Source organism: Photorhabdus sp. RM96S, from assembly GCF_042879335.1.
Taxonomy (GTDB): Bacteria; Pseudomonadota; Gammaproteobacteria; order Enterobacterales; family Enterobacteriaceae; genus Photorhabdus; species Photorhabdus kayaii.
In genome coordinates, this window is the sequence record NZ_JBHFKT010000020.1 from 1 (window position 1) to 19402 (window position 19402).

The 19402-nt window shown below is 37.3% G+C and carries 16 protein-coding genes and 1 pseudogene; 1 reads left to right on the plus strand and 16 read right to left on the minus strand.

What is annotated here, in order from left to right:
- A partial coding sequence (locus tag ACGF49_RS13280; protein WP_387491459.1) for a transposase occupies nucleotides 1–171 on the minus strand: 171 nt, incomplete at its 3' end.
- A gap of 342 nt (nucleotides 172–513) precedes the next feature.
- A pseudogene (locus tag ACGF49_RS13285) lies at nucleotides 514–1087 on the minus strand (transposase).
- A 125-nt stretch (nucleotides 1088–1212) separates the two neighbouring features.
- Here ACGF49_RS13285 and ACGF49_RS13290 point away from each other — a divergent pair.
- Entirely contained in the window at nucleotides 1213–3150 is a 1938-nt protein-coding gene (locus tag ACGF49_RS13290) for an acyltransferase family protein (protein WP_387491370.1), read from the plus strand.
- Nucleotides 3151–3213: 63 nt separating this feature from the next.
- Here the strand turns inward: ACGF49_RS13290 and ACGF49_RS13295 are convergent, their stop codons facing one another.
- From ACGF49_RS13295 to ACGF49_RS13360, 14 genes are all read right to left on the minus strand, one after another.
- Complete coding sequence (locus ACGF49_RS13295) at nucleotides 3214–4167, minus strand: DMT family transporter (protein ID WP_387491372.1); 954 nt, start codon at nucleotides 4165–4167, stop codon at nucleotides 3214–3216.
- A gap of 290 nt (nucleotides 4168–4457) precedes the next feature.
- On the minus strand, nucleotides 4458–6332 hold the full coding sequence (locus tag ACGF49_RS13300; protein WP_387491375.1) for a polysaccharide biosynthesis protein: 1875 nt from the start codon (nucleotides 6330–6332) through the stop codon (nucleotides 4458–4460).
- 9 nt (nucleotides 6333–6341) lie between these two features.
- Entirely contained in the window at nucleotides 6342–6953 is a 612-nt protein-coding gene (locus tag ACGF49_RS13305) for a sugar transferase (RefSeq protein WP_387491378.1), read from the minus strand.
- Nucleotides 6954–8111: a DegT/DnrJ/EryC1/StrS aminotransferase family protein gene (locus ACGF49_RS13310; RefSeq protein WP_113043038.1), complete on the minus strand. Its 1158-nt coding sequence runs from the start codon at nucleotides 8109–8111 to the stop codon at nucleotides 6954–6956.
- Nucleotides 8104–9342, minus strand: coding sequence for a glycosyltransferase family 4 protein (locus tag ACGF49_RS13315; protein ID WP_387491382.1), 1239 nt, complete (start codon nucleotides 9340–9342; stop codon nucleotides 8104–8106). Before ACGF49_RS13315 ends, ACGF49_RS13310 begins: the two co-directional genes overlap by 8 nt.
- Nucleotides 9339–10409: a non-hydrolyzing UDP-N-acetylglucosamine 2-epimerase gene (wecB, locus tag ACGF49_RS13320; RefSeq protein ID WP_387491385.1), complete on the minus strand. Its 1071-nt coding sequence runs from the start codon at nucleotides 10407–10409 to the stop codon at nucleotides 9339–9341. The genes ACGF49_RS13315 and wecB overlap by 4 nt, the downstream gene beginning before the upstream one ends.
- A gap of 5 nt (nucleotides 10410–10414) precedes the next feature.
- Entirely contained in the window at nucleotides 10415–11503 is a 1089-nt protein-coding gene (locus tag ACGF49_RS13325) for a glycosyltransferase (protein WP_228902727.1), read from the minus strand.
- 11 nt (nucleotides 11504–11514) lie between these two features.
- Nucleotides 11515–12387, minus strand: coding sequence for a hypothetical protein (locus ACGF49_RS13330; protein ID WP_228902726.1), 873 nt, complete (start codon nucleotides 12385–12387; stop codon nucleotides 11515–11517).
- 346 nt (nucleotides 12388–12733) lie between these two features.
- Nucleotides 12734–13843, minus strand: coding sequence for a D-glucuronyl C5-epimerase family protein (locus ACGF49_RS13335; protein WP_228902744.1), 1110 nt, complete (start codon nucleotides 13841–13843; stop codon nucleotides 12734–12736).
- A gap of 1 nt (nucleotide 13844) precedes the next feature.
- Nucleotides 13845–15068 carry a lipopolysaccharide biosynthesis protein gene (locus ACGF49_RS13340; protein ID WP_228902743.1) on the minus strand — a complete coding sequence of 408 codons (1224 nt, stop codon included), beginning with the start codon at nucleotides 15066–15068 and terminating at the stop codon, nucleotides 13845–13847.
- Nucleotides 15065–16144: a DegT/DnrJ/EryC1/StrS family aminotransferase gene (locus ACGF49_RS13345; protein ID WP_387491390.1), complete on the minus strand. Its 1080-nt coding sequence runs from the start codon at nucleotides 16142–16144 to the stop codon at nucleotides 15065–15067. The genes ACGF49_RS13340 and ACGF49_RS13345 overlap by 4 nt, the downstream gene beginning before the upstream one ends.
- 14 nt (nucleotides 16145–16158) lie before the next feature.
- Nucleotides 16159–16746, minus strand: a complete 588-nt coding sequence (locus ACGF49_RS13350; RefSeq protein ID WP_113043017.1) for an acyltransferase — start codon at nucleotides 16744–16746, stop codon at nucleotides 16159–16161.
- 18 nt (nucleotides 16747–16764) lie between these two features.
- A complete protein-coding gene (locus ACGF49_RS13355) occupies nucleotides 16765–17814 on the minus strand; it encodes a Gfo/Idh/MocA family protein (protein WP_113043015.1) in 1050 nt (349 codons plus the stop codon).
- Nucleotides 17815–17828: 14 nt separating this feature from the next.
- Nucleotides 17829–19139: a nucleotide sugar dehydrogenase gene (locus tag ACGF49_RS13360; RefSeq protein ID WP_113043014.1), complete on the minus strand. Its 1311-nt coding sequence runs from the start codon at nucleotides 19137–19139 to the stop codon at nucleotides 17829–17831.
- Nucleotides 19140–19402: the final 263 nt, after the last annotated feature.

Here is a 19402-nt window from a genome sequence, read left to right on the forward strand (position 1 = left end):
ATAACGTTCGGGTAAATCCCGCCAGGGGGCACCGGAACAGAGTACCCAAAACATGCCGTTGATAACCCGGCGGTGTTCAACATAAGGATGTCCCGGCCGTTGAGAATGTTCGAGGGGCAATAAGGGGAGCAGTAACTCCCATGCTTCATCAGGAAGGTCGTAACGAGCCATAACAGGTTTTTTCCGAAAATCAGAACCAGGGGATTATTCTATCTCAGTCTATTGCGGGACACAGCCTAGTACTACAGCCGTACTTACTTTTTTCAACAGAAAAGACACCCATAGAAAATCTTAATTCATGCGGTTTCTCAGAGTTGTGAGCATCAAGGAAAATGCAACTTTCTGATATCTACGGCTGTAGTACTAGCGCTTAGCGTGCCAGCCCACTTGCGGTGATTTTTGCCCACAGCGCAGTGAACTTAGATATATAGGAGAAGTAGGAGAAGGAGAGATAAGCAAACTATTATTTTCGCCACATGAATATTAGTATTATTTATTTAACCTGAGTTCTGGTTAAGCCGTTACTAACCTATCCATTTCTGAGCAGGAAATCTTCAGTGACGGTTTGTTCTCTTTGAGACAATAGCGATGAGTCCCCCCAACACATTCAACATTAATCCCTGCACACTACGGTGTCGTGAATGTTCTATCTGAGAAATATTCTTTAATTGATCATTGATGGTTTCTATGATGAAACGCTTTGATAACATCATCTTATCCCACACCGAGAGCGCTTTTGCCTTCATGTTACTGCGCGTATCAGTGATGAATGTCACACCTGTTGCGTTTAAATCATCAAACAATAACTGCAAAGGGGTCCTAAAACCGATGAGACGACGCCCAGAAAGCGGGTATAACTCAGCAGGGTGGGAAAGTCTTGTTGGTGATATCGTCGGACTAATCCAAAGTAAAAATTTTTAAAATCCCGATAATGTGACATATGAAAAGCAATCACGATGGTCATAATCTCGCTGGCACTCATGTGGCGTTGGCGATGTCCATCCTCGATACACTGTTGTTCCCAGAGTGGAATGAAAACACGGCAAAAGTCATCGACATCACAAAAAAGTTCAACTAATTTATCCATGCCCGTTCCTTATCAGCTCTCTTTTTTCTTGGTCGAAAATTCTGATCTTGGAACAGGCGTTTAGTTCCATTTTTTATCCAGAGTTCAGGTTAATTATGAATAGTCTTAATAATTTGAGTCATCACATGCAAACAAAAGACATTAGTAATCATATGGTTGTAAGTTATAAACCAGAGATAGACGGGCTGCGAGCTATCGCAGTTGTCATGGTGCTAGTTTTTCACGCTTTTCCCTCCTACTTACCGGGTGGTTTTGTAGGTGTAGATATATTTTTCGTCATTTCTGGTTATTTAATAACCGCCATCCTCCAGAGGGAGTTGGAGGAGAATAAATACTCAATAAAAGAATTTTATAGAAGACGCATTGATAGATTATTTCCAGCCCTACTATTAATGCTTTTCTTTGTTTATATATTTGGATGGTTTGCACTGTTTACTGATGAATATATGCAGCTTGGCAAACAAATAGCTGGGGGTGCAGGATTCATTGCAAATATAGTATTATACAGCGAGACTGGTTATTTTGATACATATTCAAGCACAAAGCCTCTTCTTCATTTATGGTCTCTTGGTATTGAAGAGCAGTTTTATCTAATTTTCCCTTTAATACTTTTATTCGTTTATAAAAGAAGGTTAAATCCATTTCTTTTTCTGGCGATCATAACTATAATTTCATTCTCATTGAATATATATTTAATAAATGAAAACGTAGAAAAAGTATTCTATCTCCCTCAGTATAGGCACTGGGAGTTATTGTGTGGTTCATTATTGGCTGTTGTTACACAAAAAGATAATGCCTTATCTCAAGGAAAGCTTTTATCAAACACATTATCTATCATTGGAATGGCTCTTATCATTTCAAGTGCTATTTTATTTACTCCTGCAATGCAGTTCCCTGGCTGGTATGCTGCTGCACCGGTGTTTGGTACTATTTTTGTAATAGCGGCCGGGCGAGGTGCAATCTTGAATGGGGTCGTATTATCATGTAAGCCCGCTTTGTTTGTTGGGCTAATAAGTTACCCTCTTTATCTGTGGCACTGGCCATTATTATCTCTTGCAAATATAATTAATGGGCAAGTTCCTCCCCCATACATTAGAATTTTATTGCTAGTATCTGCATTTATTTTATCTGTATTTACATATTTATGCATAGAAAAACCGTTAAAGAGAATCAAATCTTGGCGCAAAAAAACAGTCCCAATGCTTATTTTTATGATTATCATTGGAATAACAGGGTATGTCACTTATGAAAAGAAAGGAATATATAATAGAGAGAATATCAATATCAGTAATGAAGTCAGTGCACAGTTAAATGGGGCGCTTTGGCAATACACTAACAATGACATATGTAAAACCAGATTCAACTTCCCAGAAGCGTCTGGATTTGGTTGGTGGTTTTGCATGCTAACAAGAAACGAAGATCCAGACGTTGTTCTGCTTGGAAATAGCTATGCAAACCATTTATATCCAGGAATAGCAGAGTCTAAGAAATTAAGAAATCTGAATGTCTTGTCTATTGGCGTGGATGACGTTACTGTATCGGTAGGTGAAAAAGAGAATACTATCTATAAAAAAGAATACAATTATATTAATGGGATTATTGAGCATACTACATCAATAAAATATGTTATTATTAGTGGGATAGATGCAAACTTCAGCAAAGAGTACATTGATAAACTCTCTCAGAGAATAAACCTGATAGAAAAAAGCGGCAAGAAGATCATTGTATTTGCTCCACATGTTAAATTAAACTTTAACATAAAAGCATGCTTCTCTCGCCCATTTAAAAAAGCAGATGAGGACTGTGAGACAGATTTAAAAGAAGTCACATCAATAAGACATAATTTCAATATGCTGATCAAGACATTACATAAAGATCACCCTAATGTTCTTTTCTTCGATCCGAACAGCCTAATATGTGACAATAAAGGATGTTCGTCGATTAGAAAAGGTCTGCCTATTTATAGAGACGACTTTAAGCATCTGTCGGCATTCGCAAGCAGAGAGTTGGGGGATATATTTGCAGACTGGGCAGCAAAAAATGCACCTGACTTAGTCAAATAAATAAAGTTAGCCTCTCGTAGAGGGGCTTATATGTGGTTTTCTTTGTTGCGAATAAAATCACATTCATTTCAGTGTCAGAATCAATTTTTTGATATTAAGTGGATTTACGGCAGTTAGGAATGAACCAGCAGAGACTCCTACGCATAGGAGTAATAGTTTTATAGAGATGGGTTCATCTACCAGCAAACAAGCAAAAATTACCGCCCAGATAGCATAGGTGATATTTAAACTCATAGCACGGATGGGTTGAAGCATGCTGATTGCTTTGTAGTAGAAGAGATACGATAGTGTGGCGACCAGAGAAGTGAAAAATAATAAGGAGTATAATTCTATATTTGAAAAAATATGTGTAATTCCAGGAAAAGAGTGAATGAATAATATGATCATGATTAAATAGCCCACTGAGGATGATAATTGCCTGATGAAATAAGCAATATCAGCAGGTATATCTTTGTTCATGCCGTAAGAGCTGATAACAACTTCGGAACTCCAGCCTAGTGCGCATATAAAAGCGAAGAGAAAGCCTATCCAGCCAGATATTGTTTGAGTTGATGCCGAATAGCCGAGTATCATGGTACATATAACGGCCAGTATTAGTCCCAATATGCCGATAAGGTGAATGCGATCTTTAAGTAGAAAAAAAGAAATGAGCGCGCCAATAGCCGGGTAGGTTGCTGAAATAGTGGCTGTGTAGCTAATGCCAATGTATTGAATAGCTAAGATATAACAAGACATGCCCATTGGGCCACCAAATATAGCCGCCAGTACAATTATGCCATTTTTCTTGTTTTTGGGGATAAGGCGTATCGCTCGGTATTTTCCTTTAACTATAAGATATATAAACATATATCCGCATGAGATCGTATCATTCAGGAAAGCGAGTATGATGGGAATGAAAAAGTAAGAGGAAAGAGTCGTGTTTTTTAATAATAATGCGAAAAGTACGCCGCTTAGCCCCCAGAAAACACCAGAGGATAATCCATAAGCGTTAGCTGTTACTTTACGGCTTGTGAACATAGCTATTTTGGTACTTTTTCATAAATTTATAGGCTCATATTAAAAGGCTAGCTTCATAATTTCCAGATGTTTAATCATTCTCCTTTGTTGAAGGAAGAAATGAAGGAAGTATAATGTATAGGGTATATCTAATAATGAGGTTTTTGTTGGCTTGTTATTTTAATTTTCGAATTATTTGATTTTTAATTGCTCGTGTGTTAAAAATTTCATAGGATTATTATTTGTCCAGAAGGCTAATGTCGGTAATATGATTTTCAGCCAGCTTCATGACATGAATGTATTTATAGATATTATTTTAAAAGATCGTAAATATAATCCTTAGGATGAAAATCAATAGGCGCATTGATAAGGATCTGCCTAATATGTTCAAAATCGTAATTTTCACAAGATGTTTTTAAGTCATTTAATAATGGGTTTAATTTATCCCAAGTCAGAAAAACTTCATTGGCAGTCATTATTCTTGGGTGATTGGTGCCAGAAACGTTATCACCAATTAGGAGTTCTTCGTAAAGTTTTTCACCAGGTCTTAATCCGGTAATTTTGATTTCGATATCACCATGAGGATTGGTTTCATCTTTCACGGTCAGGCCGGAAAGGTGGATCATTTTTCGGGCGAGATCATAAATTTTTACTGATTCTCCCATATCCAGAACAAAAACATCGCCATTATTGCCCAGTGCTCCTGCCTGGATGACTAATTGGGCGGCTTCTGGAATCGTCATGAAGTAACGGGTAATGTCTTTGTGAGTGAGGGTTATCGGTCCACCACTTTTTATCTGTTTCTCGAACAGGGGGACAACGGAACCGGATGAGCCAAGGACGTTGCCAAAGCGAACCATTGAGAATTTTGTGTAACTGTTCTCTTTAGCGAAAGCTTGTAGTATAAGCTCAGCAAATCTTTTTGTTGCCCCCATGGTATTTGTCGGGCGGACGGCTTTGTCGGTAGAGATTAATACAAATTTTTCAACTTTTTGATTAACTGCTGCTTTAGCGAGTGAGAGGGTACCAAAAATATTGTTATTAATGCCCTCTATGGTATTCATTTCTACCAGTGGAACATGTTTATATGCCGCAGCGTGGTATATGGTATTAATGTTAAATTTATTGATTATTCTGTTTATTTTGTCTGAATCTTTTATGTCACCTAGAATTGCAGTAATCGTTATATTAAAATCTTTATCTGAGTTTATCTTTTGTAACTCTTTTTCTATTGAATAAAGGCAATATTCGGTTAATTCAAATAAGACCAGTTGCGAAGGGGATTGAGTAATGATTTGCCTGCATAATTCTGAGCCAATTGAACCTCCGGCGCCAGTAATAAGCACATTTTTGTTTTTGATGTTTTTACTGAGTAAATTTTGTAATGGGTTAACCTGTTCTCTTCCAAGTAGATCGTTAATGGAAACGCGTTTCAGTGAGTTTATTTGCGCTTTTCCTTCAACCAGATCATTGAAGCTTGGGATGGTGAGGATTTCACAATGCTCTTTTTGTAGTTTCTCAAGTATTTTTTTTCTATCAGATATAGATGCACTGGGTATGGCTAATAATATTTTCTTTATATTATATTTTTCAACTAACAGTGTTATTCTCTCTGGAGAAAAGACATAAACCCCATGAATAGATAAATTGTGTAATTTAATGTTATCATCAACAAAAGCAATAGGGTTGAATTCTCTGTGCTCTCTTAATATGGGTAAGAGTTGCCGGCCAGATTCTCCTGCTCCGTATATGATAACAGGCGTGCCTTTATATTTTAATAAATTACGTAGTGTTCTATAGACAAATCTTGTACCGCAGAGTGAGATAACCAGAAAAGAGAAGTAGATAATTGGTACGGTTCTGGGTAAAAATGCTTGTTGGTATAAGGAAATTGCAGTCAATAGTAGAGTAGATAGAAATGAACCAAAAATGGCCCATTTCAATATACTCATGTTGACATATTTTAATATCGATCTGTAAAAGCCAATTCTTAGGAAAATAAATAGTGTGAAAGGTATGGTGAATATAATGGTTAACCAATGTTGTAAGCTGTAAATAGGTACTTCTCTATCAAGGCGTAGCCACATGCTTAGCCAGTATGAAATAATAATGATAAATATATCTACAATCAGAAGAACGATGGTTTTAATTAATCTATCTTGGTTGAAAAATATTCTCTTATTCATAATGGTTAATTACCTAAAAACTACTTTGTAGATTGTTTTGAAAATAATCTTCAGGTCATAGAAAAATGACTTTTTATCAATATATTCTAAATAGTACTTGGCTTTTATCGGCATAATAATATCGATATAAGCTTGATGAGGATCTTTATATTGGCTTAATATCTGGTTTTCATCGATCATTTCTATAGAAGCCAAATCTGTTATGCCGGGTTTTATCGATAATATTTTGTTTCTGATATCATCTGGATATTTGTCCATAAATTGTGGCACTTCAGGTCTTGGCCCGACTAAGCTCATTTTGCCTCGAACAACATCAATCAGTTGAGCTAATTCATCAATTTTATATTTGCGGATAAATTTTCCAGAGTTGGTAATACGGAGATCATTACCAATAGTGAGTTGTCCTTTTTGCTCTGATCCTGTGGTCATGCTCCTAAATTTGTGAATATAGAAATCGTGATTATATTGGCCTACCCGTTTTTGTCGGAAAAAAATAGGTCCTTTCGAATCCATTTTTATCCAGATAGCAATCGTTATTAAAATAGGGAATAATAGAATGAGCCCAATGAGAGAAGAGGTAAAATCAAAAAGCCTTTTTATAGCTAAATAATATGTCATCATTTATGCCAAGATCTCTTTAATTGTGTTGATAACGTAGATTTGGTCTTCTTTTGTCATTTTTGTATATAAAGGGATAGATACAATTCTTTTAAAATTTTCTTCTGCGACTGGGAAGTTGTTTTCATCAAGAGAGTAGGTGTTTTTCCAGATGGGTTGTTTATGCAGTGGGATAAAGTGGACAGAGCAGCCTATATTTTTTTCTGCCATTTTTATGATAAAGTCATCTCTGGATATTTTGACTTCATCATTTAATCTAATGGTATATAGATGCCAGGCGTGTTGGCTATTAGGCTCTTTAGGTTTAGTCGGTAAGATAATCGGCAGATCTTTTAATTCATTATCATAGAGTTTAGCCATTTCCTCTCTTTTCTTTTGAAAAGCGTCTATTTTCTGTAATTGATGGATACCGATGGATGCACAAATATCTGGCATGTTATATTTATAGCCCGGTTCAATAACTTCATAATACCAGGCGGGTATTTTAGATTGATATCTATCAAAAGCGTCTTTGCTAATGCCGTGGAGACGCATTATTTTTGTTCTTTTTATGATATCTGGATCTCTGGAGACTAACATGCCTCCTTCTGCTGTCGTCATGGTTTTATTCGCGTAGAAGCTGAATACGGTGACATCGGTGTCTAGCGTGCCAATTTTCTTTCCCTTGTATAAAGTCGGAAATGAATGGGCGGCATCTTCAATTATTCGTAGATTAAATTTTTTAGCTATTGCAATGATGGCATCCATATCACAGGATAAACCTGCGAAGTGTACTGGCATAATTGCTTTAGTTTTGGCGGTTATGGCTTTTTCTATTGCTATTGGGTCAATATTCAGGCTGTCAGGTAAAGAATCAACAAAAACAGGGTGAGCTCCTAAATAACGGACAACTTCTGCTGTTGCCGTAAAGGTATAGGTAGGGACAATGACTTCATCTCCCGGCTGGATACCAATGGCTTCCAATGCTAAATGTAATCCCGCCGTTGCTGAATTTACAGAAATTGCTTCAACACCAGAACCTAAATATTGGGCAAAATCTTGTTCAAATCTTTTGGCTTTAGGTCCGGTGGTTATCCAGCCGGTTTTAAGTGAGTCAATGACTTCATCAATTTCGGATTGTCCAATTTCAGGTAATGCAAAAGGAAGGAATTTATTATTCATGATTGATTATGGCCTTTATGAAATTGTCAGCTAATACGGAATAAGCGTGATTTTCTAAAGCGTAAATTTTACCTTTTTGCCCCATTTGGTTTAATTCGTCAGTGGATAATTCACTGAGTTTTAATAAAGCCTGAGCAATCTCTTCTGGCTTATCTGATTTAATTGTAATACCGCAATTCACGTCAGAGACGGGATCATTGCCGGCGTCAATTGCACATAAAATAGGTTTGCCTGCCATCATGTAATCAATAAGTTTATTGGGGCTGATGCCAAATCTGAATAATGATTGCTTTTGTAATCCTATATAGGCAATGTCAATTTTATTGAGTAGTGTTGGGATTTGAGTTTTGGGGATCGGATCAAAGAATATAATGTTATTTATGCCTAGTAATTTAGATTCCTCAATTAAATTATCCTTTTCAAGGCCCGTGCCGACTAATAAGAATGTCATCGTTTGATCATGAAGAAGTGAAGCGGTTTTGAGTAATTTTTCTAGTGCATTTGGGCGGCCGTGGGCGCCGCTATAGCATACAATTTTATGCCCTTTATTTTTTTCAGTTACGATAAGTTTTTCGAGTGAACTGTTTAACGGAGTAGGTTGATTTATCCAATCCTCTACAACCACGCCATTAGGGATAATATGTAATTTATTGAGATCTAATCCATGTGCTTTCGTATGTTCTTGTACATTAGGAAGCATGGAAATAACTATATCCGCATATTTATAAGCCGCGTTTTCAGCAAGTTGGCATAATTGAATAAATGGATGTTTAGGTGACATTCCACCTAGTTCTATGGGTGAGAGAGGCCATAAATCATGGAGTTCAAAAACCAATTTTGCATTGGCTTTTTTGGCAAGCCGTTTTGCCACCCAGATATCCATTGGATATGTACTTGAAGCAATAACAACATCTGGTCGATATTTTTTGATTAAGTTATGGCTATCAAGCCAAATTTGCCGTAAAAAAGAGAAAATATTTTTGACTCTGGATAATCCGTTTCCGTTGTAGTTCGGGGTTGGATACCAGATATATTCTAATCCGTTAATATTTTCGGTGGTTTTTTTATTATCTATTAGTTTGGGTTGTTTGGTCCGTACATGAGAATAAGAGGCTGCGAGTAGGGTAATATTATGTCCCGATTTAACCCATTCTTGTCCTAAATGATATGGGCGAAATTCCATCCCAAGATCCGGTGAGCCGGCATAGTGGTTTATATAGACGATATTCATAGTAATTTTTCTAGTTCGTCAGCAATTCTTGTCGCAGCGATACCACCACCATACATGGATTGAATCGAGTCCATATTAATTCCAATCATGTCATGAACGGCTTGGGTTATTTTTTTATTTTCCGCCTCCGAGAGTTTGTTTACGCCCGCTGCAATTAATTCTACCCATTCAGTTTGATCCCTCACGGTCACACAAGGTTTCTTGAAGAAAAAAGCCTCTTTTTGGAGTCCACCGCTATCGGTAATAATCAGGGAGGTGTTTTTAAGTAGCCAGATCATCTCTAAGTATCCGACTGGCTCAATTAAATGAACATCTAAATGTAAGTTGTATTGTGCTAACATTTTTTTAGTTCTTGGGTGAATTGGCATAACAACAGTATCAATTCTTTCATGTATATCATTTAAAGCGTTTACTATTTCAGTTAGACGTTCTTGATTGTCGGTATTTTCAGCACGATGGAGCGTGGTTAATATAAAGTTCTGTATCGCATCCAGCCCATCAGGTTTTTTCGCCATTTGGCTAAAATATAAGGCGGCATCTTCCATCACATCACCGACTTTTTTGATATTAACGGGCTTTGAACCGAAGCCTTCTTTTTGTAGGTTATTGACGGCAGTGTCTGTTGGACAGAAGAGAATTGAACTCACATTATCGGTTAATATTCTATTGATCTCTTCGGGCATCTGCATATTAAAACTACGCAGACCGGCTTCAACATGGATAATGGGAATATGTAATTTAGATGCGGCTAATGCGCCCGCTAAAGTCGAGTTTGTATCACCATATACCATAACGGCATCCGGTTTTTCTATGATAAGTACTTTTTCAATTTCGATGAGCATTCTACCTGTCATTTCACCGTGTGAGCCACCGTGAATATTGAGCGTGTGATCCGGTTTGGGAATGGCTAAATCATTGAAGAATACATCAGACATATTAGTGTCAAAATGTTGACCTGTATGAATGATAATTTCTTTAAATTTTTTATTATTTTTTAAGGCAAGAGAAACAGAGCTTGCTTTAATGAATTGTGGTCTGGCGCCTAATACGGTGATGATTTTTTTCATATCGATTAACGTCCAATTTGTTGATAAAATTTGGTTAGTTTATTTTGTTCAATATCCCAATTGTATTTTTCATTGACTGCCAAGAGACCATTGTTACCCATTTCTTCTGCTATATCAGGGTTATTTGATAAGTAATCTATCGCATCAGCTATTTGCTTAGGGTTTAATGGGTTGACACAAATGCCACAATGGTTTTTTACAACAATATCTTTCCATAATGTGAAGTTTGAAGCGATAACAGGGATGCCGGCACTCATATATTCGAATATTTTATTGGGTTGGGCATCAATATGATTGGGGAGTGGGTGATATAGAACGATACCCGCAATAGATTTAGATAAAAGTTCCTTGGTTTCTATGCGATTTAAAAATCCCAGTGCCTCTATTTTGTGCCAATTTTTCATGTTTTTTATTTTGTTTTCTAAATCTGTGTCAGAAAAATTGCCCGCTAATTTCATTTTTGTATTCGTCGTGAGGTGAGAGAGGGATTCAACCATCTCGGCTATACCTCTAATGTCGGAAATGCCGCCGACATAGCAGACTTGTTTTTCTTTTTCATGCCAGTTGGCATGCTTATTATGTAACTCACCTAATATGGGATAGTTATTAATATCTATGGTGTTGTGATTGAGTTTTAAGAATTTGTCTCTTATTGATGGTGTGGCGGTAATAATGCCATCAAATTTAGGTGCAGAATACTTTTCGTAGAGGGTAAATAATTTAGAGATAATCACTCGGGTAAATTTATTTAAATAAGGTTTGCTAAAAATTTGTTTAGGGACATCTTCATGGGCATCAAAAATGACTATTTTACCTTTCTTTTTCAGTTTTAATCCAATAGGGATGAGTTCCGGATCATGAAAATGATATAAGTCAGCGTCTAATTCTAATGCTTTTTTATAAACTTTATCGGTTGTTTTAAATATTCTATTTAATCGGCCGGGTAATATACCGACATCAATGATAGTAATGTTATTTTTGATTTCATTATCTTTACCATCTGCGACAATAAGCGAGACCTCATGTTCTTTTTGTAAGGCGGAACATTCTTTTAGGAAAATACGGATGTCGAAACGTGAATGTACCGAGGTCATGTGTGTAATTTTCATAAGGATATTTTGTTAGTTTTTGTAGGGAATAAAAATAATAATATGCTTAATGCCAGCAGCCCATAGGTCAGTAGCAGTGCTGTAATTGCTGAGTTTGATATTGTGTATACAAAGGGTAGATAGAGTGTCGTTGAAAATTCAAATGGAACCTTTTTTGAGCTCAGGTTCATGGCAAAGATTAATAGATTAAATATAAAAAAGTTTATGATTAAACCCAGTGTACCGTATCTGGCGATACCGTCGCCAATAAAGCCAGTATTCGCTGAACCTGAGGTACCATAATAGATTTGAGAAACTATTTGAGGCGCTTCTGTCGTAAATTCACTATTGTTGTTGTAGATATAATCATAAAAGTAATAGGTATTTAATGTTGGTGTGAAGAATACTCTGCGTAGCCAATGTATCAGTGGGTCATAAAAATCGAAAATAAAATATAATATCCCGGCAGCAAGGAATAAATAGAGAATGATATTTATCACCGAGTTACTTATCGATCTTGTTCCTTTTATATAGAAGAATAGAATGATAACGGCGAGATTCATGAATGCTATACTTTTTAATCCTGAGGAGCTATAGATTAAATAGGAAATCGTAATGCTTATTGTAATGAGGAGATATTTTATCGGACCTCTGATATAGAGTGAAGCTAATAATAGTAATGGTGAGATAACATATCCCCCATTGGTGATGATGTACATAGTGAGTAGCGGCGTGTTGTCTTTAAAGTGCTGTCTCACGGAATAAACTTTAAATATATTAGGCGGTATTAAATTTAATCCAGGATTACTCATGACGAATAAGAGTACAATAATACCACATCCTATTATCAGTATTTTATATAAATCCCACGGGATTTTTAGTTTCGGCATGGTTATTCTATCTATTATCCGAAAGAATAATATAGATGAGAAAAATAATATGTTTATTGTGCATACGAAAATGATTGAATAGACAGAAGCTGAATTAATCAGTGGGAATATAATTGATACCGGTATAATGTAAGTGATATAGATTAACCATAAAAAAACCATCACGGGATTTTTTTGGTTGTTGAGTAAAATGAGTGGTAAAAATGATATCCAACAGAAAAAAATACTTAAGTAACCTTGTGGGGTAATATTATAGCCTCTTACCTCATGGAATGTATCTAATATAAGTACTGAATTCAGGTAGATAATAACCTGATAGATAAATATTTTCAGGATTATTTTAATATTATTTTGCATTTTTGCTGATAAAAAAGTAAATGGATGATAATACTAAGATAGACAGGAAATACATAGTGATGAATTGGTAGTATGCCCAACTCGTAGGGCCATGTTTTATGTAATAATACCCGCTATTAGCGGCGGAGTTATTCCAGTTGTTATATAAGTCTATTATTTCTTTATTTTTAAAATTTTGATTTCTATCTATCAGATCTTTTAAAAGAAGGGTATGTATTTTATGATATTTAATGTTGCTTGGATTGCCAATTAAATCATAGCTGGACCATTCATTTTTTATGTCGAACTTAAATATATTATGACTGATTGATTGATATAATTTATCGGATATTTTGGTGTTTTCATCTATATTTAGATAATTTTCAAAGGATTCAATACCATAAGTAGAGTAGACCATGCCGTTTAATACAAAAGCTAATTGATCCGAATTGGCTTGAGGATCAACATACTCTTCAATCCAGGGCATATTATCTAATGTTGTTAAACTGCCGCCTTTATGGATAGGTGCGAGTGATGATTGGTATAGTCGTTTCGACGTGAGTAGATATTTATCATCGTCAAAATGGTCATAAGCTCTTAATAAGAGAATAATGGCATAGGCATCGGTTAGTCCAGACCACCAGGGGGCAGAGAGTTTATTATTTTTGTAGCCTTTATATGACCAATCAAAATCATATAAGTAATGACTTTCACCATGAAATGATTTTATATTATTAAATAACCAATCGGCTGAAAATTTAAAATTAATCATTAATTCATTTTGATTGAATTGAGGTGGCGGTACATTCCATCCCGGTAAGGATGAATCGGTTCGCCATAATATATTGGTGTTATCTTTATTATTTAAGCCTAAAGAAGAGTATATCAGGCCATAGTGAACAACATAAAATGGGGATAAGAATGGCTCTGGAATATGAGGTGAGTGAGATAAAGGAAAACCATTGCTATTAAATTCGCGTTGAGTGAATTTCCCTTTCATGACCAGGTTTCTCACATTGCCATTGAATTCGTCTAGCTCATAAGCATATTTATTGAATGTATAGCTGACAATCATCACGATAATGATATAAGGAATTATTTTTATTATGATTTTATTCATATTAACCTTCTTTATGCATGAAAGATAATTTTAAAATATAAGTCGTACTTGTCATATAAAGAACAAAACTGGTGAGTGAAAATAATAATAGGGTAAGGTAAATATCACCTAATAGATATCCAGCAAGGAGGGCGATTAATCTTAATATAATCGATATTGTTTGAATAAATAAATTGCTTTTCTGGTGTTCATAAATGGATAAATATATCGATAACGATGAATATATTATTTGTCCGCATAAGTGCGGTATTAAACATAATAGATATTTACCTGATTCAAGCCATTCTTCACCGAAAATAAAGCTTATGATGGGTATGCCAGCGAAGTATGTCACTATAGCAAATAAAATAGCAATGAGCGTTAGGCAATAAAATGTTTTTTTTATCTTTAAGAAAGGTGATATAAGTGTGTCTTTTAAATATCCTTGTAATATAGACGAAACAGTTTGGGTTAATAGCATAATTGGAGCGCCAGATATTCTGGATGCAATTAAATAAAATCCTGCCGATTTTAGCCCATAGGTGGACATGATAAATAATTGGGGCAGCTCATTACTAAACGTGTTAATTGAAGCCGCAGGAAAATCATAAACTGGAAATTTATAATATTTCTTAGCCAGTAGTTTTATTTTTCTAAGTTCATGTTTGTTGATAATTAAACGATATTTGGATCTTTTACTTAAAAATAGGACACCTAATGATTGACCTAATATTTGACCTAAGATGAGACTGCTTGCGCCTAAATGGGCAATGCCGCCAATGATTTGGGTGCTAATCATGGCAACTGTTTGCGTTATTTTAGTGATAGAGAGTGCATGGTATTGTTTTTCTCTTATACTATTGAAACTCACTGCCCGATAAAATCCATAAGTGATAATGCCTAGCGGGATATAGTATATATAGTTTCCTATAATTATTTTTTCTGGTGTTTTAGATATTGATAAAATAGTGATAACTATTAGGCTAATGGTTATTGGAATAATGCAAGATAATGTGACTAATGAATTAATTTCCCGATTTTTTTCTGATGAGCTTATTGAAAATTCATAACGAAGACAAGCACCGACGGCAAAAACACTTAAAAGCGATGAAAATGAAGCATAAATACCTAATTCTTCCGGTGAAAATAATCTTGTTAATACTGGTGTTGATAGTAATAATAATATCTGGCTGAATAATGATGAGAGTAATAAGCCAGATATATTCCTCAATAATTTATAATTCATGGATTTTTAATTGAACTGGCAATTTTATTAATTGTATCTATGGATAAATAAGGATGCATCGGCAAGCTAATGACTTCTTGTGCGATTTCGTCTCCTATAGGCAGAGCAATATTGCTGGCCACCGCGGGTTGTTTATTTAGCGGGATCGGGTAATGAATGGCGGTGGGAATACCCTGTTCTTTTAATCTGCGTTGTAATTCATCACGGTTTTTAATGCGGAGAGTATATTGCGCATAGGCCGAAAGATTGTGTGGCTCAATATAGGGCGTGGTCGTGATACCGATGCCGTTCAATGCGTTATTGTAGTTTTCTGCCACCTGCTGACGTAATGCCATTTCTTCATCGAATATCTCCAGTTTGGGTAACAGGATAGCTGCTTGCAGGGTATCTAAGCGGCTATTAATTCCGATCCGGATATGATGGTATCGTCTGTCTTGCCCATGACGGGCTATTTGACGAATAATTTTCGCGAGTTCTTCATCGTGGGTGAAAATAGCGCCGCCATCGCCGTAACAACCTAACGGTTTGCTGGGGAAGAAACTGGTACAGGAAATTGTGGTCAGGTTACAGGAGAGTTTGCCTTTATAAGTCGCGCCAAAACTTTGGGCCGCGTCTTCTATTACGGTCAGGTTATGTTTTGCTGCGATGGCATTAATTTCGTCAAAATCGGCACATTGACCAAATAAGGAAACCGGAATAATCGCTTTGGTTTTCGGGGTAATTGCGGCTTCGAGTTGCGCCGGATCTAAATTATACGTCGCAGGCTTGACGTCAACATAAACCGGAATCCCGCCCAGTAGCGCAACGGTTTCAGCGGTGGCAATGTAGGTAAAGCCGGGGGTAATCACTTCGTCACCGGGTTTAATGCCAATCGCCATTAAGGCTATTTGCAAGGCATCGGTGCCATTGGCGCAGGTAATACAATATGGCGCTCCGGTGTAGGCAATCAGCTTTGCTTCTAATTCGTCGATTTCGGGGCCTAAAATATATTTTCCGTGTGTTAATACTTTCTGGATATTCGCGTCAATTTTATCTTTAATTTTAAGTTGCTGTGCTGCCAGATCGGTAAATTGCATGCTTTTATCCTTGTTTATTTAATTCGCACGACAATATGGTTATTGAGTTGATAAATATGCTGAGTGTGTGGACAAATGGCGGTAGCTTGTCCGTGCAGCGGTAAATCGAGTTGTTCACCAAATTCACTCATCCAGCCAATTTGTTTAGCCGGCACACCTACCATCAGGGCATAATCAGGGACATCTTTATTCACTACCGCGCCGGCGCCAATAAAGGCATAAGCGCCAATGGTCGTGCCGCAAATAATGGTACAGTTGGCGCCTAAGGTGGCGCCTTTTTTTACCCGCGTATTTCGATATTCACTTTTTCTTTCAATTAATGAACGGGGATTATAGACATTGGTGAACACCATGCTGGGGCCACAAAATACCCCATCTTCCAAATGAACATTGTCATAAACCGAGACATTATTTTGTATTTTGCAGTGATTGCCGATGGTGACTTTATTGCCAATAAAGACATTTTGTCCTAAGGAACAACCTTCGCCAATTTGCGCGCCAGAACAGATATGGGTGAAATGCCAGATACGGCTGTTTTTCCCGATTTGCGCTCCTTCATCAACAATGGCACTGGAATGTATCATTACGTGTTCTGCTGACATGAGACCGATTCCATTGATTTAATAGGTTAAAGGTAAAGAAATGGTTTTATTATCTCTGGCGGATAAATAGGCGGCAATAAGCAGTTCTAAGGATTTTAAGCCTTCCCGGCCATCGGTTATCGGTTTGGCGTCGCCTTTCATCACCTCAATGACATTTTTATAATAAAGCGGGTGACCAAAGCCATAAACGGAAGTGGTTTCGTAGTTGGCGGCTTTAACTTGTTGGTCATACTCTTTTTCGTCAGCGAAATGCCATTCCTGGATTTCATTAACGGCTAAACCTCCCACTCTGACTGTACCTTTTTCCCCCAAGATGGTGATTGAACCTTCGAGATTTTGCGGATAAGTGCACATGGTGACAGCCATCGAGCCTAATGTGCCATCCCGCCAGCGGATATTAAGTACCCCGGTATCTTCCGTTTCGATATCTAAGTGGGTCGAGGTCATGGCCTGAACATCTTTGACCGGGCCGATTAGCCATTCAATTAAATCAACATAGTGGCTCGCCTGATTCATAAAGGCACCGCCATCAAATTCCCAGGTGCCCCGCCAGGCGGCCTGGTCATAATAGGCTTGGGGACGGGTCCAGAAAACATTGAGGTGGACTAGGTGGATTTTGCCAAATCGTTTTTCGCTGACTGCCCGTTTCAGTAATTGCAGGGTGGCATTTAAGCGGTTTTGTTTGACGACAAAGAGGTGTTTTTCGGCTTTATCCGCCGCCTTAACCATGTTTTCTCCATCAGCTAATCGGGTGGCCATCGGCTTTTCGGTGACGACGTGAAAGCCTTTATCAAAACAGGCTATCGCCTGTGCTGGGTGAAGGCCGGATGGGGTGGTCAGGATAATGATATCGGCCGTGATGTTATCCAGCATCGTGTTTAAGTCGCTGAAACCCGGGACGCCGGTTTTTTCTACTGCTGCGTTTAATGCGTCTTGATCGTTATCACAGACGGCGACTAATTCGGCCGCTTCTTGATGTATTTCCAGAGAATTGAAATGATTTTTAGCGATCCGTCCACAACCGACTAAAGCAAATCTTATCTTTCTGTCGTTGATCGTGCTCAGCATAATCTTATCCTAAGTTAAGCTTTGATAATGTTTGTGTGATTGGGAGAGTATTTACCACGAGTATCGACGACTAATTTGGCGTGATTGATAATTAATTCATAATCAAATTTATCGTGATCGGTGGCTAAAATAACGCAGTCGAAGGTTTTGAGACTATTTTCAGTCACAGGGTGGCTGATTAAATTAAAATGGTGTTCCCGCATTTTCGGAAAGATCGGGACATGTGGATCTGAATATTCGATATTTGCGCCCAGTTCGCTTAATTTTTCCATAATATGAACTGAGGGGCTTTCTCGCATATCATCCACATTCTTTTTATAGGCGATGCCGAGGATTAATATGCGGCTGCCATTAATGGATTTATTCGCTTTATTCAGCGCTAATACGGTTTTGGTGACCACATAATCGGGCATGGAGGAATTGACTTCGCCGGAGAGTTCAATAAAGCGGGTATTAATACCATATTCTCGGGCTTTCCAGGTTAAATAGAAGGGATCAATGGGAATACAGTGGCCGCCTAATCCGGGGCCGGGATAATAGGGAACAAAGCCGAAAGGTTTGGTTGCCGCGGCTCTAATCACTTCGTGGATATCAATCCCCATTTTATCGGCAACCAGTTTCATTTCGTTAACTAAGCCGATATTGACCGCCCGATGAATATTCTCCAGCAGTTTTGTCATCTCCGCCGCTTTAGTTGAACTGACGGGAACAACCTGGTCAATGGCGTGTTGATACACGGCGATACCGGCTTTTAAGCAGTTTTCCGTGTGGCCGCCGATGACTTTAGGAATGGTGCGGGTTTCGAAATCAGGGTTACCGGGGTCTTCGCGTTCGGGTGAATAGACCAGAAAGATATCTTCACCCACTTTTAATCCATTTTCTTCAACCCGGGGGAGTAACTCTTCTTCGGTGGTGCCCGGATAAGTAGTACTTTCTAACGAGAGGACTTGCCCGGTTCTTAAATACGGTTTTACCCTATCTGTGGTGTTAATCACGAAACTAATATCGGGTTCACGGTATTTATTTAACGGCGTTGGGACGCAAAGAATAATGGCATCACATTGAGCGATGTTGGTGAAATCCGTGGTGGCTTCAAAACCGGTCTTTATCGCGTGACTGATTTTGGCGGAGGGAATATGTTCAATGTAACTTTGGCCTTGATTGAGTTTATCTGTTTTTTCTTTATCGATATCGAAACCAATCACTTTAAAACCAATATCGTTATACCTGAGCATGAGCGGTAAGCCAACATAACCCAGGCCAACAATGGCAATGGTGGCGGTTTTATTATCAAATTTCTCGGTGAGAATGTTGAGTGAGGACATATTTTGCCTTTTAAGATGATGACTTAAAAATGAAATTGTGAAAATAAATTACATTTTGTTTTTAATAGGATGCTATCTATTTCCATAAGTTTTATTTGGCAGGTGAAAGTTTAACAAGTTTTTTAAATAGGTTGTGTAAGATATATTATTGAAATAATAAATAAGGTAATAACAAAGCTACCGCACTAGGTTATTGGCTCCCAGAACTCCATAGAACGTTATAATTTTATCTACTGTTTTGATTTTTTAATGCTTTTGTCTGC

Coding starts and splice junctions, on each gene's coding strand:
- ACGF49_RS13290 (WP_387491370.1), top strand. CDS start 1,213: ATGCAAACAAAAGACATTAGTAATCATATGGTTGTAAGTTATAAACCA.
- ACGF49_RS13295 (WP_387491372.1), bottom strand. CDS start 4,167: ATGTTCACAAGCCGTAAAGTAACAGCTAACGCTTATGGATTATCCTCT.
- ACGF49_RS13300 (WP_387491375.1), bottom strand. CDS start 6,332: ATGAATAAGAGAATATTTTTCAACCAAGATAGATTAATTAAAACCATC.
- ACGF49_RS13305 (WP_387491378.1), bottom strand. CDS start 6,953: ATGATGACATATTATTTAGCTATAAAAAGGCTTTTTGATTTTACCTCT.
- ACGF49_RS13310 (WP_113043038.1), bottom strand. CDS start 8,111: ATGAATAATAAATTCCTTCCTTTTGCATTACCTGAAATTGGACAATCC.
- ACGF49_RS13315 (WP_387491382.1), bottom strand. CDS start 9,342: ATGAATATCGTCTATATAAACCACTATGCCGGCTCACCGGATCTTGGG.
- wecB (WP_387491385.1), bottom strand. CDS start 10,409: ATGAAAAAAATCATCACCGTATTAGGCGCCAGACCACAATTCATTAAA.
- ACGF49_RS13325 (WP_228902727.1), bottom strand. CDS start 11,503: ATGACCTCGGTACATTCACGTTTCGACATCCGTATTTTCCTAAAAGAA.
- ACGF49_RS13330 (WP_228902726.1), bottom strand. CDS start 12,387: ATGCCGAAACTAAAAATCCCGTGGGATTTATATAAAATACTGATAATA.
- ACGF49_RS13335 (WP_228902744.1), bottom strand. CDS start 13,843: ATGAATAAAATCATAATAAAAATAATTCCTTATATCATTATCGTGATG.
- ACGF49_RS13340 (WP_228902743.1), bottom strand. CDS start 15,068: ATGAATTATAAATTATTGAGGAATATATCTGGCTTATTACTCTCATCA.
- ACGF49_RS13345 (WP_387491390.1), bottom strand. CDS start 16,144: ATGCAATTTACCGATCTGGCAGCACAGCAACTTAAAATTAAAGATAAA.
- ACGF49_RS13350 (WP_113043017.1), bottom strand. CDS start 16,746: ATGTCAGCAGAACACGTAATGATACATTCCAGTGCCATTGTTGATGAA.
- ACGF49_RS13355 (WP_113043015.1), bottom strand. CDS start 17,814: ATGCTGAGCACGATCAACGACAGAAAGATAAGATTTGCTTTAGTCGGT.
- ACGF49_RS13360 (WP_113043014.1), bottom strand. CDS start 19,139: ATGTCCTCACTCAACATTCTCACCGAGAAATTTGATAATAAAACCGCC.